Source organism: Pantoea sp. sgz302252 (genome assembly GCF_047713085.1).
In the GTDB taxonomy this organism is placed as follows: Bacteria; Pseudomonadota; Gammaproteobacteria; order Enterobacterales; family Enterobacteriaceae; genus Scandinavium.
In genome coordinates, this window is record NZ_JBLFJW010000040.1 from 1 (window position 1) to 22,924 (window position 22,924).

21 protein-coding genes and 1 pseudogene are annotated in these 22,924 nt (G+C 53.4%); 3 read left to right on the plus strand and 19 right to left on the minus strand.

The genetic code is table 11. The annotated features are described in order from the left end of the window. Positions 1-145 precede the first annotated feature (145 nt). The 5 genes from ACLW56_RS22285 to purL form a co-directional block, all read right to left on the minus strand. Entirely contained in the window at positions 146-430 is a 285-nt protein-coding gene (locus ACLW56_RS22285) for a type VI secretion system PAAR protein (RefSeq protein WP_330983071.1), read from the minus strand. Positions 431-460: 30 nt separating this feature from the next. Further along, positions 461-1,372, minus strand: coding sequence for a hypothetical protein (locus ACLW56_RS22290; RefSeq protein ID WP_330985860.1), 912 nt, complete (start codon positions 1,370-1,372; stop codon positions 461-463). 67 nt (positions 1,373-1,439) lie between these two features. Further along, positions 1,440-2,210 (minus strand): hypothetical protein, encoded by a 771-nt coding sequence (locus tag ACLW56_RS22295; protein ID WP_330985861.1) that lies wholly within the window; start codon positions 2,208-2,210, stop codon positions 1,440-1,442. Continuing rightward, positions 2,207-4,531 carry a type VI secretion system Vgr family protein gene (locus ACLW56_RS22300; RefSeq protein WP_330985862.1) on the minus strand — a complete coding sequence of 775 codons (2,325 nt, stop codon included), beginning with the start codon at positions 4,529-4,531 and terminating at the stop codon, positions 2,207-2,209. Before ACLW56_RS22300 ends, ACLW56_RS22295 begins: the two co-directional genes overlap by 4 nt. 326 nt (positions 4,532-4,857) lie before the next feature. Beyond that, a complete protein-coding gene (purL, locus tag ACLW56_RS22305; RefSeq protein WP_330985863.1) occupies positions 4,858-8,745 on the minus strand; it encodes a phosphoribosylformylglycinamidine synthase in 3,888 nt (1,295 codons plus the stop codon). Between the two features lie 224 nt (positions 8,746-8,969). Between purL and mltF the strand changes: the two are divergent. Beyond that, positions 8,970-10,443, plus strand: a pseudogene (gene mltF, locus ACLW56_RS22310) (membrane-bound lytic murein transglycosylase MltF); the annotation flags it as partial. A 106-nt stretch (positions 10,444-10,549) separates the two neighbouring features. Here the strand turns inward: mltF and tadA are convergent. Both tadA and yfhb read right to left on the minus strand, forming a co-directional pair. Beyond that, the gene (gene tadA, locus ACLW56_RS22315) at positions 10,550-11,047 is read right to left on the minus strand and encodes a tRNA adenosine(34) deaminase TadA (RefSeq protein ID WP_415378071.1); all 498 of its coding nucleotides are present in this window, start codon (positions 11,045-11,047) and stop codon (positions 10,550-10,552) included. A gap of 54 nt (positions 11,048-11,101) precedes the next feature. Next, positions 11,102-11,737, minus strand: coding sequence for a phosphatidylglycerophosphatase C (yfhb, locus tag ACLW56_RS22320; RefSeq protein WP_330985865.1), 636 nt, complete (start codon positions 11,735-11,737; stop codon positions 11,102-11,104). A 257-nt stretch (positions 11,738-11,994) separates the two neighbouring features. Between yfhb and ACLW56_RS22325 the strand changes: the two genes are divergently transcribed. Both ACLW56_RS22325 and ACLW56_RS22330 read left to right on the plus strand, forming a co-directional pair. Next, a complete protein-coding gene (locus tag ACLW56_RS22325) occupies positions 11,995-12,843 on the plus strand; it encodes a MurR/RpiR family transcriptional regulator (RefSeq protein ID WP_330985866.1) in 849 nt (282 codons plus the stop codon). Between the two features lie 56 nt (positions 12,844-12,899). Then, positions 12,900-13,160: a YfhL family 4Fe-4S dicluster ferredoxin gene (locus ACLW56_RS22330; RefSeq protein WP_330985867.1), complete on the plus strand. Its 261-nt coding sequence runs from the start codon at positions 12,900-12,902 to the stop codon at positions 13,158-13,160. Here ACLW56_RS22330 and acpS read toward each other — a convergent pair. The 12 genes from acpS to rseD form a co-directional block, all read right to left on the minus strand. Beyond that, positions 13,157-13,537 (minus strand): holo-ACP synthase, encoded by a 381-nt coding sequence (gene acpS / locus ACLW56_RS22335; RefSeq protein WP_330985868.1) that lies wholly within the window; start codon positions 13,535-13,537, stop codon positions 13,157-13,159. The two genes, ACLW56_RS22330 and acpS, sit on opposite strands and share 4 nt — an antisense overlap. After that, entirely contained in the window at positions 13,537-14,268 is a 732-nt protein-coding gene (gene pdxJ, locus ACLW56_RS22340) for a pyridoxine 5'-phosphate synthase (protein WP_330985869.1), read from the minus strand. The genes acpS and pdxJ overlap by 1 nt, the downstream gene beginning before the upstream one ends. A gap of 134 nt (positions 14,269-14,402) precedes the next feature. Beyond that, a complete protein-coding gene (gene recO / locus ACLW56_RS22345) occupies positions 14,403-15,113 on the minus strand; it encodes a DNA repair protein RecO (protein WP_330985886.1) in 711 nt (236 codons plus the stop codon). Between the two features lie 131 nt (positions 15,114-15,244). Further along, positions 15,245-16,150: a GTPase Era gene (gene era / locus ACLW56_RS22350; RefSeq protein ID WP_330985870.1), complete on the minus strand. Its 906-nt coding sequence runs from the start codon at positions 16,148-16,150 to the stop codon at positions 15,245-15,247. Beyond that, positions 16,147-16,827, minus strand: coding sequence for a ribonuclease III (rnc, locus tag ACLW56_RS22355; protein WP_097163305.1), 681 nt, complete (start codon positions 16,825-16,827; stop codon positions 16,147-16,149). The genes era and rnc overlap by 4 nt, the downstream gene beginning before the upstream one ends. Before the next feature lie 223 nt (positions 16,828-17,050). Next, entirely contained in the window at positions 17,051-18,025 is a 975-nt protein-coding gene (lepB, locus tag ACLW56_RS22360) for a signal peptidase I (protein ID WP_330985871.1), read from the minus strand. Positions 18,026-18,040: 15 nt separating this feature from the next. Beyond that, the gene (gene lepA / locus ACLW56_RS22365) at positions 18,041-19,840 is read right to left on the minus strand and encodes a translation elongation factor 4 (RefSeq protein WP_330985872.1); all 1,800 of its coding nucleotides are present in this window, start codon (positions 19,838-19,840) and stop codon (positions 18,041-18,043) included. Between the two features lie 185 nt (positions 19,841-20,025). Further along, positions 20,026-20,505 (minus strand): SoxR-reducing system protein RseC, encoded by a 480-nt coding sequence (gene rseC, locus ACLW56_RS22370; protein WP_330985873.1) that lies wholly within the window; start codon positions 20,503-20,505, stop codon positions 20,026-20,028. Further along, a complete protein-coding gene (gene rseB / locus ACLW56_RS22375; RefSeq protein ID WP_330985874.1) occupies positions 20,502-21,455 on the minus strand; it encodes a sigma-E factor regulatory protein RseB in 954 nt (317 codons plus the stop codon). The genes rseC and rseB overlap by 4 nt, the downstream gene beginning before the upstream one ends. After that, positions 21,455-22,111: an anti-sigma-E factor RseA gene (gene rseA / locus ACLW56_RS22380; protein WP_330985875.1), complete on the minus strand. Its 657-nt coding sequence runs from the start codon at positions 22,109-22,111 to the stop codon at positions 21,455-21,457. Before rseA ends, rseB begins: the two co-directional genes overlap by 1 nt. A 32-nt stretch (positions 22,112-22,143) precedes the next feature. Next, on the minus strand, positions 22,144-22,719 hold the full coding sequence (gene rpoE, locus ACLW56_RS22385) for an RNA polymerase sigma factor RpoE (protein WP_154159064.1): 576 nt from the start codon (positions 22,717-22,719) through the stop codon (positions 22,144-22,146). Next, positions 22,716-22,775, minus strand: coding sequence for a rpoE leader peptide RseD (gene rseD / locus ACLW56_RS22390; RefSeq protein ID WP_330985887.1), 60 nt, complete (start codon positions 22,773-22,775; stop codon positions 22,716-22,718). Before rseD ends, rpoE begins: the two co-directional genes overlap by 4 nt. Positions 22,776-22,924: the final 149 nt, after the last annotated feature.

The window sequence follows — 22,924 nt, forward strand, 5'->3', positions numbered from 1 at the left end:
AGCGGTAAAAATTATTGTCTTTATATTCAAATGATTATGCGTCGCCAATTGGCGACATTCGAAATTAGCCCTGTCGCCTTTTTCAGACACCGATGTTGCTGGGTATCACTCCTCATCTTCCCGCTCCCGACAGCGGGGCCGCACGCTAACCGATGATGACGGTTCCAACGCTCACAATATTGCCACCACAATCGACGGCATCCCCCGCCCGCGCCGCAGGCAATCCTTCAATAAAAACGGTTGCAGAGCCGGAGGCTATCTTGCGCGGGTGTGGCGGATGCTCAGGCTTACTATGTGGCGTAAGGGGATCGCCTAAGCGAGCAGCTGGCAGCCCATCGACCAGCACAGTCGGTGCACCGGCCGTTATCGCGGTTTCATAGTACCCGTCGTGCTGTGTTCCTTTGTCACCTACTTTGGCGGCTATTGGCATGGTGGTTTTCCTTTTTGTGGAAACAATGTGTTATTGACTCTTATACGGATATTTATCGTAAAGAGATTTGATTTTACTACCATCAATTTCAATCGTTACAGGTTCAGAACGGATAGATATTTCATTGTCGTGATTTTCACCAGTAATTCCGGCATAATTCAACATAGACTGGATGCCAGCGTAATCATCAAAATAGGTTCCACAGAGACGTTCAGTTTTGTAGATATAAAATACATCCCGAGTTAATGGACATACTTTAGCCGCATCCATATTTAATATAGAAAAAATCAAATCGTTAATTGAACGTTGGATAAACCAATTCTCTTTCACCATCCAATAGTCTGAGGTCACTATATCATAACGTCTTTTGTCAATAAGGAACTCAAAATTGTCGTTAAGTACTGTTACAAATGATAGCATCTTATTTGGCTTTATCTCAGTCCAATCGTCCCGATCAAGAGAAAGGCCTCCAAAGTTGGGTGATCCACCTAAATATTTAAGCATTATATTATCTGTCGTAATTAACACACTCGACCAAAACAGCGTCGAGGTCTTTGAACCATCTGGGTTAATGTCTTCATGCGGAAAGGAGGTATTTGTTATAAAAAAAGAATCTCTACCGCTATTCTGAATATTAGTTATCGCGACTATATTATTTTGTTCTTTTTTTATTGAAAGATCTATAGATATAAAGTGTTCTTTTTTTATCCTTGTATTTTCTGAATTTGACGTTGATAAATACCAACCTACAAATTCGCTCCCATCCCTCCTCTCTTCTAATGGGTATATGTACCCAGGTTTAAATGTCGAATCCAACAATAATTCCCTTCTGCCATAATTATACTTTAGCAAAGTTAGTTCACTAGCGAACAATTCCACTGAAAATACTATCGAAACCATAAAAATAATGTTAACAACACATGCCGCAAGTCTATTTCCCATATACAAACCTTAATCCCTATGAATCTATTCTATCGCTACAACCTAATAAGAAAATTCATATATTGATTCACAATGTTATCTCAAAATATTTTTCAATGTTATAAGCATTATCGAAAACATTATAATCATTTCTGATAACCATATCATTCGCACCAGATTGATGCTGCAGAATGGTATCTTTGTCTTTTTGGCCAGATGCTGGTTTTCTACCCTTAACATCATAATCTGATGTCCCCATCCCCCCATGCTCAGGATCAGCAAATATTTTAACGAAATGGCTCATCTCGTGGCACAGCGTCGTCACCCGGGAATCAGAACCCATAACTGTGGCGCATACTCTCGTATTCCCACCCTCTACGCGTCCCGTGAAATTAATGCCAATATGGACTTTGTAATCATCTTGCTTCTGCTCATTAACATATGCAGAAAACGTCTTCGGCATCCCAGACTTGGGACGAATAGCGCTATTTGTGGGATCATCGGGATTATCCGGATCGTATATTTCGTTAATATAATCATCCAATGTCATCTGTCCCTTTATCCATTTAAGCCTTCTGATACAATTCTGCATCACTTCTCTGGCTGTCATTTTAACCTTATGACCATCACCTCTTAAGGACATCTCGACCTCAATAATTCGATCACCTTTCGATCCAAATATCCGGTAAAACTCTGTCTGCTCTTTCTCTCCCCAGACCTCAAGATCTTTGGTTCTTTGCGCCAGTACTCTATCCATCGCCGCTAGTGCTTCCTCCATCATCGCGCGGAAATCATTTATCTTGCACTGATTAATTATTTTTAATTTCTTCGCTGGTTTGCCTTTAGTGACGTCGCTCATTTTTCACCTCCCCAAAAACTATCAAAATCCCGGCTGAAGAGTTTTACTTCAATTTCACTGTCATCATCTCGTTCAAATATCTCAGTACGCCCCTGAGCATCGGTTATTCCTTCCTTTTGGGTTTTATCGGAAAAATAAGCGATATACTTCATATTGGCGTAAGGAACACCGTCAGTGTTATAGAAATTAAATACCGCTTTGTAGGGGCCATCATCTTCGTCATCTGAATCATCCAGATCGTCTGAACTATCACTTCCCCCGGAATCGCTACCACTATCCGGACCCGCCCCGCCCTGCGAATCACCAGTCCGATTATCATCATCCACCAGAGCATTTATCATCGCTGGCCGCAACGTCTCAACCGCACTCCCCGGATTCCCGCCGCTATTAAGCCTGATAATCGGCCCCATAATATCCACGCCGGCCTGGCTGATTACCACGAATGAACTCCCTGCTTTCAGGCTGATACTTCCGCTGCTTTCCAGCACGATATCGCCCTGCACTTTTATTCCCAGTGAGCCACTGACTTTCTGCGCCAGGTCATCTTCCACCTGCAGGCTGTATTTCCCTTCCACCAGGCTGATGTGGTCGCCCGTGGTTTTGTGGTGCTGGATGCCCTCGACGGTGATTTTGCGATCGTTTGCCACGTACAGCCCGTCATCGTGGCTGATGCTTGCCATCCGGTCATGTCTGATTCGCTGGGTCTGGTCATTCTTTACAGTGATATTCCGGTCGTGCGCCACGGTAATTGTCTGGTCGTGGCCGATGCTCTCGGTGTGGTCCACTTTTACATCAGTAGTGCGGTTGTTCAGCACTTCGGTATCCATGTTTTTCTGCGCATGGATGTAGACCTGCTCTTTGCCGGTCGCGTCGTCGAATCTCAGTTCGTTAAACCCGCTGCCTTTGTACGTTTTGGAACGGAGGGTCATCTGCGTCTTTGTCCCCGGCAAATTACCCGGCGAGCGATTGAAGTTATGGTACGTCCTCCCCATGATGATGGGCTGGTCCGGGTCGCCGTTGAGGAAATCCACAATCACTTCCTGACCCACGCGCGGAATAGCCAGATTGCCAAAGCCTGCTCCGGCCCAGGCCTGCGAGACCCGAACCCAGCAAGAGCTGTTCTCATCGTTGCGGTGATAGCGGTCCCAGTGAAATTTCACCCGTACCCGGCCGTGCTCGTCGCAGAAGATTTCCTCGCCTTCAGGCCCGGTGACAATGGCGCTTTGCGGCCCGTCAACCCGTGGTTTTTCCGGCGGCGGCATTCGCCAGGTACGGTCTGTCGGGATAACCTCAAACCGGTTTTCCAGCGTCGTCCCCTGACCGCTGCTGCCGTGCAGTGCCTGCGGCTGTCTGCCGCGCAGCTCGTTTCTGACCACCTGCCACTCCCGGTTCATGGTATTCGTTGGGTGTCCGCTCAGGCTGAAACGCGTGCCCGGAAATAGCTCCGGCGAGTTACTGGTGCAAACAGCGGTTTCCGCATTGCTGCGCCAGCCCTCCATCTGGTAGCGGGCAAAATCCCGACCATGCTGTTCATCCTTAAAGCGGCCCGGATAATCAAAGACTTCGTACTGCCAGCGCTGGCCGTTCAGCGGGTCACCGTGCTGTTCATACGAGGCGAACCAGTTGGGGTATTCGAAGGTGTAGTCTTTTGTCACGACGGAAGAGGGCCGGATTTTCGCCTGGTAGTGAAATTCACTGATGCAGGCTGCGGGGGTCGCGGCGCTGTTGGGATTGAAAGGGATGGCGTCCACTTCCGGCACGGCAAACACATTGTCAGTCAGCGTCAGTTGGTTTTTGCCGTTTACCGTCTGGTCAAAGAAGAAAATACCCTCTTCAGCCCACAGACGGGTCAAGAAATCGAGGTCCGTTTCGCCGTACTGAACGCAAAATTCCCGTGCAGGATGGGCTTCATAAAACGCGGGCTGCCAGTCGGTGACGCCATTTTCGTGCAGCAACAGGGCGGAAATAGCCTGAATGTCCTGTTGCTGAAAAATGCGGAAGTTTTGCCGCAGACCAGCCCGCCAGAGGGGAGGATGAATGCGCAGGCTGTACTGCTGCTGCCATTCATTACTCTCTTTGAGGGTGAAAAGTGCAACAAAACCGCCAACCTGATGCCCTTTTTCTTCGCCCTGCCAGACGGTGAAGGTGGCCTCTTTTTCCAGAAGCGCCTGCGCGGTGAAGTCAAATTCTTTGCTGGCGACGTCAACATCCAGAACGTAAGGCACGGAAAAATGGCGGGATAATGAAAAACTGACCACCGCGAAGGCCCACGGTTTCTGGCCCTCGACTTCGAGCGTAAAGCGCAGTCCTTGCTGTGACACAGCAACCTCCTGTTGCGGGGAAAGTGGGAGTGAGGTTAGCGGCTCATCGGTTTTATGTTGTGACGAACGTCACGGGCTGACAATGAGAAGAAGTCCCCATCAGGACTTAATAAAAACAAAAGCCCTCCGTCAAGGAGGGCCGAGACTGATGACAAACCTCTAACGAATACCGTTTTGTCATGGGTAGCAGAACAAAAAATAAGGAAAATCAATGCATTGATTTTCGGCTGCTCACCACAAAGAAGGAAAAAAACACGCTTTTTCCTTCTTGTCAGCAATTTAAGCCCTCCGTCAAGGAGGGCGGCTCAAAGTAGCAGTGGGAAGCATTAACCCAACTGTTTACGGGCATTGCGGAAAATACGCATCCATGGACTGTCTTCGCCCCAGTTTTCCGGGTGCCACGAGTTGGCCACGGTGCGGAACACGCGCTCCGGGTGCGGCATCATAATGGTCACGCGACCGCTTTCGCTGGTCACTGCCGTGATACCGTTCGGGGAACCGTTCGGGTTCGCGGGGTAGTTTTCTGTCACATTGCCGAAGTTATCGACGAAGCGCAGTGCCACCAGCCCTTTGCTTTCAAGCTGTGCCAGATGTGCCGCATCGCGAACTTCCACATGCCCTTCACCGTGAGACACCGCAATAGGCATCTGCGAACCCACCATCCCCTGCAACAGCAGTGACGGGCTCTGAGTGACTTCTACCAGACTGAAGCGAGCTTCAAAACGGTCAGAGTGGTTACGCACAAAGCGCGGCCACAGGCTGCTGCCCGGGATCAGTTCGCGCAGGTTGGACATCATCTGACAGCCGTTACACACGCCCAGCGCCAGGGTCTGTGGGCGATGGAAAAAGGTTTCGAACTCATCGCGCACGCGGTTGTTGAACAGGATGGACTTCGCCCAGCCTTCACCCGCACCCAGCACGTCGCCGTAAGAGAAGCCGCCACACGCCACCAGCGCCTGGAAATCTTCCAGACCGGTGCGGCCCGCCAGCAGGTCGCTCATGTGAACGTCGATAGCATCAAAGCCCGCGCGATGGAACGCCGCTGCCATTTCAACATGAGAGTTCACACCCTGCTCACGCAGGACAGCCACTCTCGGACGTGCGCCTTTGGCAATATACGGCGCAGCCACATCTTCGTTGATGTCGAAGGAAAGCTTCACATTGAGGCCCGGATCGTTGTCGTTACGCTTAGCTTCGTGCTCTTGATCGGCACACTCCGGGTTGTCACGCAGGCGTTGCATCTGCCAGGTCGTTTCCGCCCACCACATACGCAGCGTGGTGCGGCTTTCGCTGTACACCGGATGGCCGTTCGCGGTGATCACAAAGCGATCGCCTTTCTCGGCCTGACCCAGGTAGTGCACGCAATCCGCCAAACCGTGGGAAGCGAAAATGCCTTCAACGAGCGCACGATCTTCGGCACGAACCTGAATCACACCGCCGAGCTCTTCGTTAAACAGCGCGGCCAGGCGATCTTCACCCAGCGCGGCGATATCCACATTCACGCCGCAGTGACCGGTAAAGGCCATTTCAGCCAGCGTGACCAGCAGACCGCCGTCTGAGCGGTCGTGCCAGGCCAGCAGTTTACGTTCTGCCACCAGCACCTGCATGGCGTCCCAGAAGCCTTTCAGCTGTTCGACGCTGCGAACGTCCGCGGTTTTATCCCCTAACTGGCGATAAACCTGAGCCAGTGCCGTTGCGCCCAGTGCGTTATGGCCTTTGCCGAGATCGATAAGCAACAGCGCGTTGTCTTCAGTGGAGAGCTCTGGCGTCACGGTGCGACGCACATCTTCAACACGTCCGAAGGCGGAAATGACCAGTGACAATGGCGATGTCATCTCACGCTGCTCACTGCCTTCCTGCCAACGGGTTTTCATCGACATGGAGTCTTTGCCGACCGGAATGGTCAGACCCAGTGCCGGGCACAATTCTTCGCCCACTGCTTTAACAGCAGCGTAGAGACCCGCGTCTTCACCCGGATGCCCGGCTGCGGCCATCCAGTTTGCCGACAGCTTGATGCGCTTCAGGTCGCCAATCTGGGTACCTGCAATGTTGGTCAGCGCTTCACCCACGGCCAGACGAGCGGATGCCGCGAAATCGAGCAGAGCAACCGGAGCGCGCTCACCCATCGCCATCGCTTCGCCGTAATAGCTATCGAGGCTGGCGGTGGTCACCGCGCAGTTAGCGACCGGAATCTGCCACGGGCCAACCATCTGATCGCGAGCCACCATGCCAGTGACGCTGCGGTCACCAATGGTCACGAGGAACGTTTTTTCCGCTACCGTTGGCAGATGCAGAACACGCCTCACCGCATCGGCAAGCGTGATGCCCTGGCGGTCCAGTGCTTCACCGTTCGCGGACAGGGTTTCCACATCGCGAGTCATTTTCGGCGTTTTGCCAAGCAGAACGTCCAGCGGCAGGTCGATAGGCTGGTTGTCGAAATGCGTATCGTTGAGGCTCAGGTGCATCTCTTCGGTGGCTTCACCGATAACCGCATACGGCGCGCGCTCACGACAGCACAGCTCGTCAAACAGCGGTAACTGTTCCGCTGCCACCGCCAGCACGTAACGTTCCTGAGATTCGTTACACCAGATTTCCAGCGGGCTCATGCCTGGCTCATCGCTGAGGATATCGCGTAGTTCGAATTTGCCGCCGCGCCCGCCGTCGCTCACCAGCTCTGGCATGGCGTTAGACAGGCCACCCGCGCCCACGTCGTGGATAAACAGAATCGGGTTCGCTTCACCCATCTGCCAGCAGCGGTCGATCACTTCCTGACAGCGACGCTCCATTTCTGGGTTATCGCGCTGCACGGAAGCGAAATCGAGATCCGCATCAGACTGACCGGAAGCCATGGAAGACGCCGCTCCACCGCCCAGCCCAATGTTCATTGCCGGACCACCGAGGACGATCAGCTTCGCGCCGACGTTGATCTCGCCTTTCTGCACGTGATCGGCGCGAATGTTGCCGATCCCGCCTGCCAGCATGATCGGCTTGTGGTAGCCGCGCAGCTCTTCGCCGTTGTGGCTGTTGACCTTCTCTTCGTAAGTACGGAAGTAGCCGTTCAGCGCCGGGCGGCCAAATTCGTTGTTAAACGCCGCGCCACCCAGTGGGCCATCGGTCATGATGTCCAGGGCAGTGACAATACGATCCGGCTTGCCGAAATCTTCTTCCCACGGCTGCTCAAAGCCTGGAATGCGCAGGTTCGAGACAGAGAACCCAACCAGACCCGCTTTTGGCTTAGCGCCACGCCCGGTTGCGCCTTCATCACGAATTTCGCCACCGGAGCCGGTCGCCGCGCCCGGCCACGGGGAAATGGCGGTTGGGTGGTTGTGGGTTTCCACTTTCATCAGGATGTGTGTGGGTTCCTGGTGGAAGTCATAGCGCAGGCCGTCGCGATCCGCGTAGAAACGCCCGACGTCAGAGCCTTCCATCACTGCCGCGTTGTCTTTATAAGCAGACAGGACGTGATCCGGCGTGGTCTCGAAGGTGTTCTTGATCATCCTGAACAGCGACTTCGGCTGCTGTTCGCCGTCGATGACCCAGTCGGCGTTAAAAATCTTGTGGCGACAGTGTTCTGAGTTCGCCTGAGCGAACATGTAGAGCTCGATGTCGTTCGGGTTGCGGTTCAGGGTGTTGAACGCTTCGTGCAGATAGTCGATTTCATCTTCTGCCAGCGCCAGACCCAGACGCAGGTTGGCTTCGACCAGAGCCTGACGCCCCTGCCCCAGCACATCGACGCTGGACACCGGCGCAGGCTGGTGATGAGCAAACAGATTTTCCGCGTCTTCCAGTGCCCCGAAGACGGTTTCCATCATCCTGTCGTGCAACTCAGCGGCCACGGTAGCCCACTGTGTTTCGCTCAGTGTTGAGGCATCCACGTAATACGCGACACCGCGCTCAAGGCGAACAATCTGGGCCAGGCCGCAGTTGTGGGCGATGTCGGTTGCTTTTGAAGACCAGGGAGAAATGGTGCCAGGGCGGGGGGTGACGAGCAGGAGCTTTCCGGCGGGAGTATGGCTGCTGAGGCTTGGACCATACTGCAGCAATCTTGCCAGGCGGGTGTGTTCCTCTTCTGAGAGCGGTGCGCTCAGTTCGGCAAAATGCACGTACTCGGCGTAAATATTGCTGACCGGAAGGTTGGCTGCCTGAAAGCGTGCCAGCAGTTTGGTAATACGAAATGCAGACAGTGCAGGCGAACCACGCAGAATTTCCATCATAAGTCTCTCGTCTTCTGGGTTTCAGTGTGCGCAATGGCGGAAAACGGGCGCCATTATAGAGCATCCTGGGCGGCGACGTAACCGTTTGCGTAGAAATAAAATGACCGCCCCGTTTTTATCACCAGGTGCGACAAAGACGACGAAGAGGTTGCCAACTGCCGCATTGTTACGCAAAATGCCGCTCATTCTGTCGTGCCCCTAAACGTTAACATGGTAACTATTGCCTGAGATTGCTCTCATCACAGAGAATTAACTAATTGAAAAAATTAAAGATTAATTATCTGTTTATCGGCATTGTCACCCTGCTACTGGCAGCGGCGCTTTGGCCTTCTGTTCCCTGGTTCAGTAAGCCAGAGAACCGCATCGCGGCCATTCAGGCTCGCGGTGAGCTGCGCGTCAGTACCATTCTTTCCCCTCTGACCTTCGCCAGCATCAATGAGAAAGACTACGGTCTGGACTACGAGATGGCCCAGCAGTTTGCCGACTATCTGGGCGTTAAGCTCAAAGTCACCGTACGCCAGAATATCAGCCAGCTGTTTGACGATCTCGATAATGACGATGCCGATATGCTGGCCGCCGGGCTGGTGTACAACAGCGAGCGCGTGAAAGACTATCAGGCAGGTCCTGCCTACTATTCTGTTTCCCAGCAGTTGGTCTATCGCAAAGGCAATTTGCGCCCACGCACACTGGCGGATATCACGGCTCAACAACTGACTATCGCCCCAGGTCACGTCGCCATTATCGACCTGCAAGCGCTGAAAGCGAAAAAGTACCCTGACCTCGGCTGGACAGTCGATGACAAACGCGGCAGCACGGAACTGATGAACGACGTGATTGACGGGAAGCTCGATTACACCATCGCTGATTCCGTTGCGATTAGCCTGTTCCAGCGCGTTCACCCGGAACTGGCCGTAGCGCTGGATATTACCGACGAACAACCCGTCACCTGGTTTAGCCTGAAAGATAGCGACAACACCCTGCCTGCGGCGATGCTCGACTTCTTCAATAACATTAATGAAGACGGCACGCTGGCGCGCCTGGAAGAAAAGTACCTCGGTCACGGCGATGATTTCGATTATTTCGATACGCGCACTTTCCTGCGTGCGGTCGATAACGTCCTGCCCGATGTTCAGCCGTTATTCCAGAAATACGCTCAGGAAATAGACTGGCGCCTGCTGGCAGCCATCGCCTGGCAGGAATCGCACTGGGACCCGCAGGCAACATCACCGACAGGCGTGCGCGGCATTATGATGCTGACCAAAAACACCGCGCAAAGCCTGGGGCTGACGGACAGAACCGATGCGGAACAAAGCATTAGCGGCGGGATGCGTTATCTGCAAGACATGATGGAAAAAGTGCCGGACACGGTACCGAAAGATGAACGCATCTGGTTTGCGCTGGCGGCCTATAACATGGGTTACGCACATATGCTGGATGCGCGAGCGTTAACGGCAAAACAAAAAGGCAATCCGGACAGTTGGGCCGATGTGAAGCAACGCTTGCCGTTACTCAGCCAGAAGCCTTATTACAGCCGCCTGACGTACGGCTATGCACGCGGGCACGAGGCTTATGCTTATGTGGAAAACATTCGTAAGTATCAAATAAGCCTGGTGGGGTATCTGCTGGAGAAAGAGAAGAAAACGGCGCAGGCACTGGAGTTTGCACAGGACTACCCCGCCGTTCATCCTGATGAGCTGAATCACACCAGCCTCGGCATTTTGCCTTTCATTTCACTTCAACCGGACCAGCGCAATGGTCAGATTGAAGTGAAGCATAACAAAATGCTGGTTGGCCTGACTCAGCGCTAAGAGGACTGGCTGCGTTTGAGGGCTTTTTTCTGTTCGCGACGCTGACGGAAGAAATCACTCAACATGGATGAACACTGCTCTGCGAGCACGCCTTCGGTGATTTCCACACGGTGGTTCATGCCGGGATGATGCAGCACATCGATAAGCGACCCCGCAGCCCCCGTCTTCGCATCACGCGCCCCAAACACTAAACGACCAATACGGCTGTGAACCATCGCCCCGGCACACATCACGCAAGGTTCAAGCGTCACATAAAGCGTTGCGTCAATCAGACGGTAATTTTGCAGCACCAGGCCCCCCTGACGCAGGGCCATAATTTCAGCGTGAGCGGTAGGATCGTGACGGCCAATCGGGCGATTCCAGCCTTCACCTATCACTTTATTGTTGTGTACCAGCACAGCGCCAACCGGCACTTCCCCTTCATCCCAGGCACGTTGGGCCAACGTCAGCGCATGGCGCATCCAGTCATTATGGGTAAATTCAGTGTCGGACAAGGTGGCTACTCCGTTTGAAAAGCGGCGCATTATACACAGCGCCAGGGGTTTGCACTATTCAAGTTGCTGCAAACGCCCCTCTGGCGTCACTCGCCATCTGTGCTCGCAGAAATAGAGCAGCGGGTTGTCCTGATTGCTGTCGCTGTAGCCACTGTACAGGCGTAGTGGCGTGCCAATGTTCTGTTCGAGCTGGGCGACTTTTTCATGCCCAAGACAGCGCAGCGTCAGCACCCAACCGCCGTAGCGGCGTTCCATCAGGCTGGCAATCAGATTCACTCGTGGCAGCCAGGGCGTATCGAAATAAACCTGTTCAACCAGCGGCTTTGGCGAGCCGGTAATCAGCCAGACGTCGGCATCGGAACTGGTCAGATACCCGGTCAGACGCTCGTGAACCACAGGAAAAACAGTGACGTGCTCACGGAACCACACCACAAATTTCGCCTGAAGAGCGTTAAGCCGTGCTTCACTGTGACCAAAAGTGCCCCCCCACAGCAACAGGCTCATCGGCCAGCGTGCGGCCCTGCCCTTGACCAACAGCGCCCCCACCACCACCGGCAGGACGATGAGCACCAGCAGTGCGTTTAACGGATTGTGGCGCAGCAGAAAACGAATAAAACTGCCGAACATGTCCTGCTGATGCAGGGTGCCATCAAGATCGAAAAAAACGACCCGACGCGAATTTCTGACCAAACCTCTCTCCTCAAAATGGTGAGCGCGCAAATGCCACTCCTGTCAGATAGCCTAACAGCCTGACCCTGACATTTCCAAAAACGAAAAGCCCTGCGCCTTTCACTCTGCCGTCGGAGAGCGTATCCTTTTGATTAGCATGATGAATCGGTTAACAATATGGCAACACGAGCTGCGTCAGCGCATTGCGGTTAACCACAATCCCCTATACTCAAGACAAAATTCGCACAAGCGGCCACAACAGGCCTGCTGGAGAGCCAATGAACTGTTTGATTCGCATCCGTCAGCGTTACCCTGGGCTTGCGCAAAGCGATAAAAAGCTGGCTGATTTTATTCTGGCGCAGCCCAATGAAGCGCGCTATCTCAGCTCGCAGCAATTGGCTGCCCTCTCAGGCGTTAGCCAGTCGAGCGTGGTGAAATTCGCCCAGAAGATGGGATTCAAAGGGTTTCCGGCGTTAAAACTGGCGCTAAGCGAAGCGCTGGCGAGTAATCCTGACCCTCATTCTGTGCCGGTACACAATCAGATCCGCGGCGACGACCCTTTGCGTCTGGTGGGCGAGAAGCTGATTAAGGATAACGTGGCGGCGATGCATGCTTCGCTGGACGTGAATACCGAGGACAAACTGCTGGAAGCCGTTTCGCTGCTACGAAGCGCTCGCCGCATTGTGGTGACCGGCATCGGTGCCTCTGGCCTGGTGGCGCAGAACTTTAGCTGGAAGCTGATGAAGATAGGGTTTAACGCCGTTGCCGAACAGGATATGCATGCGCTGCTGGCGACGGTTCAGGCCATGACAACAGAGGATTTGCTGCTCGCTATTTCTTATTCCGGTGAACGCCGGGAAATTAACATGGCAGCGGACGAAACCCTGCGAGTGGGGGGAAAGATCATTGCGATCACCGGATTCTCTCCAAACGCATTGCAGCAACGCGCCAGCCACTGCCTGTATACCATCGCGGAAGAACAGGCGACCCGAAGCGCGGCTATTTCATCCACCAGCGCCCAGATGATGTTGACTGATTTACTGTTTATGGGATTGGTCCAGCAGGATTTGGAACATGCCCCGGAACGTATCCGTCACAGCGAAGCATTGGTGAAAAAACTGGTTTGAACAGGAAATGAGCGTATAATGCCCGCCCTGTTTGTGTTGTTTCTGAGAATTTCCTGATGGCGCTGTTAATCACCAAAAAATGCATCAATTGCGATATGTGCGAACCGGAGTGTCCGAACGAGGCCATTTCGATGGGCGACAGCATTTATGAGATTAACAGCGATCGCTGTACGGAGTGTGTCGGCCATTACGAAACGCCGACCTGCCAGAAAGTGTGCCCGATCCCCAATACCATTATTAAAAACCCGACACATCTGGAAAGCGAAGAGCAGCTGTGGGACAAATTTGTTCAGCTGCACCACGCGGACAAAATCTAACTTTCCATTATCACCGTTGCGCAGGCGTAATGACGTTCATCAGCGAGCGTCACATGTATATGCGCTACGCCTAGCGTTTCGGCAAGCTCTGCCGCCGCGCCCCAAAGCCGCAGCTTCGGTTTGCCCAATTCGTCGTTGTAAACTTCAAACTGTTCAAACGCCAGGCCGTTACGAATACCCGTACCCAGTGCCTTTGACGCCGCCTCTTTCACCGCAAAACGTTTAGCCAGAAAACGCACCGGCTGTTGATGCATTTCCCAGGTTTTCCATTCGTTATCGCTGAGCACGCGCCGCGCAAGGCGATCGCCGCTACGGGCGATCACTGCCTCGATGCGGGCAATTTCCACGATGTCGGTGCCAATGCCCACGATAGCCATTACTGACGCGCTTCCAGCATCAGACGTTTCATTTCTGCCACGGCCTCTTTCAGCCCACTCATCACCGCGCGGCCAATAATGGCGTGGCCGATGTTGAGTTCATGCATTTCTGGCAGCGCTGCAATCGCCTTTACGTTGTGATAGGTCAGGCCGTGACCGGCGTTGACTTTCAGGCCGAGGCTTGCCGCGTATTTCGCCGCCTGAGCAATACGCTCCAGCTCTTTGGCCTGCTCCGCTTCACTTTCTGCATCGGCATAGCAACCGGTGTGAATTTCGATATACGGCGCACCTACGTCAGCGGCAGCTTTGATCTGCTCGCGATCGGCGTCAATGAACAGTGAAACCAGGATCCCGGCATCAGCCAGACGCTTACAAGCATCGCGCATTTTGTCGAGCTGACCGGCAACATCCAGCCCGCCTTCGGTGGTCACTTCCTGACGCTTCTCCGGCACCAGGCAGCAGAAATGAGGTTTAGTGTCACAGGCGATGGTCAGCATCTCTTCCGTGACCGCCATTTCCAGGTTCATGCGAGTATCGAGGGTCTGGCGCAGAATACGTACATCGCGATCAGTAATATGACGACGGTCTTCACGCAGATGAACGGTTATCCCGTCTGCACCTGCCTGTTCAGCGATAAACGCCGCCTGAACCGGATCAGGATAGGCAGTACCGCGTGCATTGCGCAGTGTGGCGATGTGGTCAATGTTGACGCCTAACAGTAATTCAGCCATGACAATCCTCGTTATTGATTTTAGATCGTAGAATCCCCTCTCCCTGGCCCTCTCCCAAAGGGAGAGGGAACTTAACGGTGCTTCTGACTTCCCCCTCTCCCTCGGGGAGAGGGTTGGGGAGAGGGGAACTAAACTTATGTACGCTTCGGCACAAACTGCCGAAACAGCTCCCGGCTCTTCAGCGGCTTCCCGCCCAGATAGGGCTTGAGCGCCATTCGGGTGAAGCGCTTTGCCGCCCGTAGCGCATCGACATCCCGAAACTCACGGCTGGCGAGCGCTTTCAAATGGTGCCCGGTAAAAGTGTTGTTATCAATCACTACGCTTGCGATAAACCCTTTTTCTTCACGATAACGGTAGGTCATGGTGTCTTCGACCGGCTCGCCGCTGCCCGCACAGTGCAGGAAGTCCACGCCATAACCCAGATGTGCAAGCAGCGCCAGCTCAAAGCGGCGCAGCGCGGGCTCCGGTGTGCCCGTCACGCCAGCCAGCGCCTGGAGGCAGTGCAGATAATCGAAAAAGAGTTCAGAAAAACGGGTTTCGTTTTCCAGCACGCGAGAAAGGAGTTCGTTGACGTACAAGCCGCTGTAGAGCGCAATACCGCTTAACGGTAGAGCCAGCGAGACGGCTTCGGCACTGCGCAGCGTTTTGACGTCGCCACGGCCACCAAAACGGACCAGTAAGGGAGTAAAGGGCTGAAGCGCACCTTTGAGATTTGAACGTTTGGAACGTGCGCCTTTCGCCACAAGGCGCACGCGACCCGACTCTTCCGTGAAGACGTCCAGCATCAGGCTGGTTTCGCTCCAGGGACGACTATGCAGGACAAAAGCGCGCTGCCAGCCCTCCATCATACTCGTCGTCTTTCAGGCTGCAGGTGCGTTGGCTGCACCTGTTCACCCCAGTCACTTACTAAAGTAAGCTCCTGGGGATTCTCAGTCTTGCCGCCTTCCTGCAACCAGAAAGCCATAGAGTAGTTTACTTAGAGGTCGTCGACGTAACCGAGACTGCGCAGGGCGCGCTCGTCATCGGCCCAGCCGGATTTCACTTTCACCCACAGTTCCAGGTGAACCGGGGCTTCAAACATTTCCTGCATGTCTTTACGGGCTTCGATACCGATGGTTTTGATTTTGGCACCTTTGTTGCCAATCACCATCTTCTTCTGCCCTTCGCGCTCAACCAGGATCAGACCGTTGATGTCATATCCGCCACGCTCGTTGGTCTGGAAACGTTCGATTTCAACGGTGACCGAGTACGGCAGTTCTGCGCCAAGGAAACGCATCAGCTTTTCACGGATGATCTCAGAGGCCATAAAGCGCTGAGAACGATCGGTGATGTAATCTTCCGGGAAGTGGTGTGTCGCTTCCGGCAGGTGCTTACGCACGATGCCTGCAAGCGTGTCCACGTTCAGGCCAGTTTCCGCAGAGATCGGCACGATATCCAGGAAGTTCATCTGGCTGCCGAGGAATTGCAGATGCGGCAGCAGGTCCGCTTTTTCCTGCACGTTATCGACTTTGTTCACCGCCAGAATGACCGGCGCACGACCGCCACGGAGCTTGTTCAGCACCATTTCGTCGTCAGCTGTCCAGCGGGTGCCTTCTACCACGAAGATAACCAGTTCAACGTCGCCAATCGAGCTGCTCGCCGCTTTGTTCATCAGGCGGTTAATTGCGCGCTTTTCTTCCATGTGCAGACCCGGGGTATCCACGAAAATCGCCTGATAGGGCCCTTCAGTGTGAATACCCACAATGCGGTGACGCGTGGTCTGCGCTTTGCGGGAAGTGATTGAAATCTTCTGACCCAGCAGGTTGTTCAGCAGGGTGGATTTGCCGACGTTGGGACGTCCAACGATGGCAATAAATCCGCAGTAACTCTTTTCGTCGCTCATTCCAGCTCCAGTTTTTTCAGCGCCTGTTCGGCGGCAGCCTGCTCCGCCTTGCGACGGCTGGAACCTGTGCCAACTACCGGTTCACTCAGGCCACTGACCTGGCAGTGGATAGTAAATTCCTGATCGTGGGCTTCGCCACGCACCTGCACCACCAGATAGGAAGGCAGAGGCAAATGACGACCCTGTAAATATTCCTGCAAACGCGTTTTCGGATCTTTTTGTTTATCGCCCGGGCTAATTTCATCCAGACGAGTTTGATACCAGCTTAAAATCAGCTTCTCGACGTTCTGAATATCGCTGTCGAGGAAAACACCGCCGATCAGGGCCTCAACGGTATCCGCGAGAATCGATTCACGACGAAAACCGCCACTTTTCAGCTCACCCGGGCCGAGACGCAGGCATTCGCCCAGTTCAAACTCGCGAGCGATTTCTGCCAGCGTGTTGCCGCGTACCAGCGTGGCACGCATACGGCTCATGTCGCCTTCGTCAACGCGCGGAAAACGGTGATACAGCGCGTTGGCAATCACGTAACTTAAAATAGAGTCACCGAGAAATTCCAGGCGTTCATTATGCTTGCTGCTTGCGCTGCGGTGAGTTAACGCCTGTTGCAACAGATCCTGATGTTGAAAAGTGTAGCCCAGCTTCCGTTGAAGCCGATTAATTACGATGGGGTTCATGCTTTACCAATAGATGAATGCGTCAATAATTCAGCACACGAAACCGACCTGATAACAGCCAACGCGGTTTCGTGTGCCGTGGATCCCTTGCGGGTACCAACCTAAAACTTCGGGGGGACATTCTATACGCAACGACGGGAGATGTCGTTAGCTGACGGGCATTTAAATGGGAAATAATTCGTGCTGCCATCATGGCGATGACAGCACGAAGAATAAAGGAGAATTAGTGGATGCCGCCGATACGATTTAAACGTACGCCGGTCGGCCATTCGCCTTCCTGTTTTTCAAAGCTCATCCAGATACCTACCGCTTTACCGACCAGATTCGCTTCCGGAACAAAGCCCCAGTAACGGCTGTCTGCGCTGTTATCACGGTTATCACCCATCATGAAGTAATGGCCCGGCGGAACAATCCAGGTGGCGAGCTGCTGGCCCTGCTGATGGTAATACATACCCAGTTGATCTTGCGCGATAGGCACAGTCAGTATGCGGTGGGTCACGTCGCCCAGCGTCTCTTGACGTTCGGACAGGCGCACGCCGTTGTCTTTACTCTCGCCTTTTGGCAATTGCCAGAAACCGCTGGTCGCTTCGCCACCGTTACGACGGGCAAAGGTCTGCACGAAATCGCTCGCTTCCACGTTGGAATAAGTGACTGGCAATGCGTTGCCACAAGCCTGACCAGAACTGCAGTTTGGCTGAATGGTGACTTCTTTCGCAACTGGATCGTAAGTGACTTTATCACCCGGTAAACCGACAGCACGTTTGATGTAATCAAGACGCGGATCTTCCGGGTATTTGAACACCACAATGTCGCCGCGTTTTGGATGGCCGGTTTCAATTAAGGTCTTCTGATAAATCGGATCTTTAATTCCATAGGCGAATTTCTCGACCAGAATAAAATCGCCGATCAGCAGCGTTGGCATCATTGAACCTGATGGGATCTGGAAGGGCTCATAAATAAAGGAGCGTACCACCAGCACAATAGCCAGCACCGGGAAAACAGACGCCCCCGTTTCCAGCCAGCCCGGTTTCGGGCCAACTTTCTTCAGGGTCTTCTTATCCAGCGTATCACCTGCCGCAACCTGCGCTGCGGCCTGACGTTCACGGCGTTTAGGTGCGAAAATAAATTTATCCAGGCACCATAAAATCCCTGTCACCAGGGTCGCGATGACCAGGATCAGGGCAAACATGTTCGCCATGCCAACTCCTTATTGTTATTTACCGTCTTTACCGACATGCAGAATGGCGAGGAAAGCTTCCTGTGGCAGCTCAACGTTGCCCACCTGCTTCATGCGTTTCTTACCATCTTTCTGTTTCTGCAGCAGCTTTTTCTTACGGCTGACGTCACCGCCGTAGCATTTCGCCAGAACGTTTTTACGCAGTTGTTTCACCGTGGAGCGGGCAATAATGTGGTTACCGATAGCCGCCTGAATCGCGATATCAAATTGCTGACGCGGGATCAGTTCTTTCATCTTCTCAACCAGCTCACGACCGCGATAGGGCGCGTTGTCGTTGTGGGTGATCAGCGCCAGCGCATCAACACGATCGCCGTTGATCAGCACGTCTACGCGCACCATGTTGGAAGCCTGGAAACGTTTGAAGTTGTAATCCAGCGACGCATAACCACGAGAGGTGGACTTCAGACGGTCAAAGAAGTCGAGCACCACTTCCGCCATTGGGATTTCGTAAGTCAGCGCCACCTGGTTACCGTGGTAAACCATGTTGGTCTGCACGCCGCGTTTTTCGATACACAGCGTGATCACGTTACCGAGGAACTCCTGCGGCAGCAGCATGTGACACTCGGCGATCGGCTCACGCAGCTCATGAATGTTGTTCAGCGGCGGGAGTTTAGACGGGCTATCGACGTAGATGACTTCTTTCGACGTGGTTTCAACTTCATACACTACGGTCGGTGCAGTGGTAATCAGATCCAGATCGTATTCACGTTCCAGACGTTCCTGAATGATTTCCATGTGCAGCAAGCCGAGGAAGCCACAGCGGAAGCCGAAGCCCAGCGCCGTCGAACTTTCTGGCTCATAGAACAGAGAAGCATCGTTGAGGCTCAGTTTGCCCAGCGCATCACGGAAGTTTTCATAATCGTCGGAGCTGACCGGGAACAGACCGGCATAAACCTGCGGCTTCACTTTTTTAAAGCCTGGCAGGGCTTTATCTGCAGGATTACGAGCCAGCGTCAGCGTATCGCCGACCGGTGCACCGAGGATGTCTTTGATGGCGCAAACCAGCCAGCCTACCTCGCCGCATTTCAGCTCGGTGCGATCAAGCTGTTTCGGGGTGAAGATGCCCAGACGGTCAGCGTTATACACCTGACCGGTGCTCATCACTTTAATCTTGTCGCCTTTGCGCATGGTGCCGTTTTTAATACGCACCAGCGACACAACGCCCAGATAGTTATCGAACCAGGAGTCGATGATCAGCGCCTGCAGCGGTGCTTCCGGATCGCCTTCTGGCGGAGGAATATCACGAACCAGACGTTCTAACACATCCGGAACGCCCACGCCGGTTTTTGCCGAGCAGCGTACTGCATCGGTCGCGTCGATACCGACGATATCTTCAATCTCTTCTGCTACCCGCTCTGGATCTGCAGCTGGCAGGTCGATTTTGTTCAGAACCGGCACCACTTCCAGATCCATTTCCATCGCGGTGTAGCAGTTTGCGAGGGTCTGAGCTTCTACGCCCTGCCCGGCATCCACCACCAGCAGCGCGCCTTCGCAAGCGGCCAGAGAGCGGGAAACTTCATAGGAGAAGTCAACGTGGCCAGGGGTGTCGATAAAGTTAAGCTGGTAGGTTTCACCGTCAGTGGCTTTGTAATCCAGGGTCACGCTCTGAGCTTTGATGGTAATACCACGTTCGCGTTCCAGATCCATGGAATCAAGCACCTGAGCAGCCATTTCACGATCGGAGAGACCGCCGCAAATCTGGATAATACGGTCAGATAACGTCGACTTACCGTGGTCGATGTGAGCAATGATCGAAAAGTTACGTATATTCTTCATAGTTAGAGTTAGTTATGCCTTACGAATTCCTGGAGGCCGCGGGTCTGCGCCTGACGTTTGATCGTTCGAAAACGCCGCATTCTACACTACATCTCCGTCGCCAGGAAATGCTCTTCCGGCAAGCTTAGCGGTTAGTTGAGAGGAGATCCTGCAAGAGATGTAAATAAAGATAAAAGCCAGCGCGATTACTGGCTCAATTCAGAAGAGGTTGTGTCTACGCGCAGTAAATCTGGTGGCAGGCCGACGCTTAAAATGACCGGCTGCCAGGCTTCGCGTGAAGCCAGTTTTGGCGACAAGCCGCGAGCCACCAAAAAGCCACCTACGCCGCCGAGCACGCCGCCAGCAAAAGCGGCTAAATCGCTGCCAAACAGCAACTGGAACAGTGCCGCGATGACGAACAGCCCAAACAGTGGAGTCATGTACACCAGCATCGCTGAAGTTAAAAGACTGCCCTCGCTGATACCCAGCTCGACCTTCTGCCCAACCACCAGCGGCTGCTCACTGGGCACCACAATCGTGTGTTCCGTTTGTGGCCCAAGTTTGTTAAGAACCCGGCTGCCGCAGCCTGCTCTTGATGAACAGCTGCTGCAAGAAGATTTCACGTCACAGCTGACTTTCGCCTGCCCGTTCTGCCAGGACACCACGGTTGCCCATTCTTTGATCATTTCGCCGCCCTGAACTTCACGCTATCAGCAACACGTTTCGCCGTCTGAGGAGGCAATTCGCCAACGATGGTGATCTCCGCGTTATCTCGTACTGATGTGCTGACCGTTCTACGGCCGGTACGCAGCATTTGTTCTGTGCTGGTCGCCGTTGCCGGGTTGATGTTCACAGAGAAACTAAAGAGACCGTCGGAATAAAGGCGTGATTCAACGGGGGCATTGATGGTCGGCAAGTTACGGCGGCTGCCAGCCACTTCAACAAAACCTTGTGGCAACCAGCCTGGCGCCCAGTTAAAGTTGGCTTTGTCTCCTTGTGGAACAGATAACAGCGGCGGCAGGCTGGCGGTCGCCAGGTTCTGCATATTGCTGCTTACCTGGTTGTTGACGTTAAACGCCACAACGCGGAACTGCTCCAGCGTTTCGCCATCACGGTCGAGTAAATCAACGCGCATTGGCAGCTTGGTTTCCGAATCAAGCCAGACAATGTAGCTGTAACGCGTGCCATCACGTGCGACGACCCGAATAACCTCGCACAGCCTGTCAGCAATGCGCGTCCTTCCGACGGAAATAAAGTCGTAATACGGCGCAAGGCGTTTGAAATCGGTATACACCAGTGATGGCAATGAATCGACGATGTAGTCGCCGTTCAGCGTGAAAGGATCGAGGCCTGGCTCGAAGTAGCTGATTTCGTTTCCACGCTGAACCACTTCACGGCGTGGACCGTCCAGCTGCAGCAGTTGCGCCAGAGCCTGATTATTCAGACGCGCATGACGATAGCGTAGCGACTCTACGCCCTGCTTATTGATGCTGACAAACGACAGCTCATAGTTGAGAGACTGGCTGGCCAGATTCATCTGCTGCAACAACGCCCCGGACGAGACATCAGCCGAGGCGTTGGCGGAGAAGAACAGGCTACCAGCCACAAGGGACATGGCACACCAAAGTTGCTTCATTACTGCGATTGCGTTCCTAACGTTTGATATCCTGGCACTTGTACAGCAGCTTGCTGGGTCTGTGCTTGTTCAAACTGAAGCTGTTCGGAATGCAGGCGGCGCTGCAATTCGTAGTCCTGCAACATCGCATTGATGCGACGACGTTGTTCCTGGACTTGCTGCTGCTGTTGACCACTGCCCGTGGCATTGGCATCAGCAGGAACGCCCAGGCTCACCGGGCTGGCTTTGCCCATCATCGGCAGTGTATTGAACACTGGCGTTTCAGGCTGCTGGGACGCATCAGATTGCCCGTTATAGTGCTGGACACCTACGATAACTGCAAGTGATACGCACGCGGCAACGCCCATCTGTGTCAGTGAACTTGCCCATGGACGCACCTTTTTCCAGAATGGCATGTTCTGCCACTGATGCGGAGCAGGCTGTGCTTCGGGAATGAGCGGCGTCGCCAAGCGAACAGGTTCATTCTCAATGGCGGCCATCACGCGGGCTGAAATATCAAAGCTCAGGGTCTGCGCTGTCTCACCACGCATTGTGTCGCGGATAAGATGGTAGCTTTCCCATGTCTTTTGCATCTCAGCGGAGTGAGCCAGCTCGTTGAGCAGCTCTGAGTCCAGCGTTTCACCATCCATTAAGGCGGAAAGTTTTTCTTTCTGCATGCCTAAATACCTTTTCCAGTATTCCGCTATCGTCAACGCCTGATAAGCGGTTGAACTTTATTATCAATAGCTTCTCGTGCACGGAAAATGCGCGAGCGAACCGTACCCACCGGACAATCCATGATAGCGGCTATCTCTTCATAGCTCAGGCCATCCAGCTCCCGTAACGTGATTGCCATGCGTAAATCTTCCGGGAGCGACTCAATAGTACGGAACACTATTTGTCTCAGTTCTTCTGACAACATTAAGTTCTCAGGGTTCGAAATTTCTTTCAGCGCACCGCCACTTTCGTAGTTTTCTGCTTCTATTGCATCAACATCGCTTGATGGCGGGCGTCTTCCCTGAGCAACCAGATAATTTTTTGCTGTGTTCACAGCAATACGGTATAGCCAGGTATAGAAAGCACTATCTCCCCGGAAAGAATCCAGCGCTCGATAGGCCTTAATAAAAGACTCTTGTACCACGTCAGGCACATCGCCCGACGGGACGTAACGGGAAACCAGACTCGCCACTTTATGCTGATAGCGCACTACCAGCAGGTTAAAGGCCTTCTGCTCTCCCTTCTGGACCCGTTCGACAAGGACCTGATCCGTTAACTGCTCGCTCATCCGAGGTAATGTCTCCTCAAACCTAATTCCCATGCGTAATCAGAACGCCACTCCATACACTGCACTATGAGCAAGCACCAGCTTAGAGTGTGCCATTGCTGTAAAGTTCAGTTACGCCTTTGCTTTTTGTTGAAAGCGGATAGACAGTTCATTATCACTCATTATAAGTCTACCACTGCTCAATGAAGTGTCAGGCGCGTAATAA

Excerpts from the sequence above, each read along its gene's own strand:
- rseB (WP_330985874.1), bottom strand. The coding sequence starts at position 21,455 with ATGAAGCAACTTTGGTGTGCCATGTCCCTTGTGGCTGGTAGCCTGTTC.
- era (WP_330985870.1), bottom strand. The coding sequence starts at position 16,150 with ATGAGCGACGAAAAGAGTTACTGCGGATTTATTGCCATCGTTGGACGT.
- ACLW56_RS22285 (WP_330983071.1), bottom strand. The coding sequence starts at position 430 with ATGCCAATAGCCGCCAAAGTAGGTGACAAAGGAACACAGCACGACGGG.
- rnc (WP_097163305.1), bottom strand. The coding sequence starts at position 16,827 with ATGAACCCCATCGTAATTAATCGGCTTCAACGGAAGCTGGGCTACACT.
- rpoE (WP_154159064.1), bottom strand. The coding sequence starts at position 22,719 with ATGAGCGAGCAGTTAACGGATCAGGTCCTTGTCGAACGGGTCCAGAAG.
- recO (WP_330985886.1), bottom strand. The coding sequence starts at position 15,113 with ATGGAGGGCTGGCAGCGCGCTTTTGTCCTGCATAGTCGTCCCTGGAGC.
- ACLW56_RS22325 (WP_330985866.1), top strand. The coding sequence starts at position 11,995 with ATGAACTGTTTGATTCGCATCCGTCAGCGTTACCCTGGGCTTGCGCAA.
- rseC (WP_330985873.1), bottom strand. The coding sequence starts at position 20,505 with ATGATCAAAGAATGGGCAACCGTGGTGTCCTGGCAGAACGGGCAGGCG.
- acpS (WP_330985868.1), bottom strand. The coding sequence starts at position 13,537 with ATGGCTATCGTGGGCATTGGCACCGACATCGTGGAAATTGCCCGCATC.
- lepA (WP_330985872.1), bottom strand. The coding sequence starts at position 19,840 with ATGAAGAATATACGTAACTTTTCGATCATTGCTCACATCGACCACGGT.
- rseA (WP_330985875.1), bottom strand. The coding sequence starts at position 22,111 with ATGCAGAAAGAAAAACTTTCCGCCTTAATGGATGGTGAAACGCTGGAC.
- purL (WP_330985863.1), bottom strand. The coding sequence starts at position 8,745 with ATGATGGAAATTCTGCGTGGTTCGCCTGCACTGTCTGCATTTCGTATT.
- pdxJ (WP_330985869.1), bottom strand. The coding sequence starts at position 14,268 with ATGGCTGAATTACTGTTAGGCGTCAACATTGACCACATCGCCACACTG.
- ACLW56_RS22290 (WP_330985860.1), bottom strand. The coding sequence starts at position 1,372 with ATGGGAAATAGACTTGCGGCATGTGTTGTTAACATTATTTTTATGGTT.
- ACLW56_RS22330 (WP_330985867.1), top strand. The coding sequence starts at position 12,900 with ATGGCGCTGTTAATCACCAAAAAATGCATCAATTGCGATATGTGCGAA.
- ACLW56_RS22295 (WP_330985861.1), bottom strand. The coding sequence starts at position 2,210 with ATGAGCGACGTCACTAAAGGCAAACCAGCGAAGAAATTAAAAATAATT.
- lepB (WP_330985871.1), bottom strand. The coding sequence starts at position 18,025 with ATGGCGAACATGTTTGCCCTGATCCTGGTCATCGCGACCCTGGTGACA.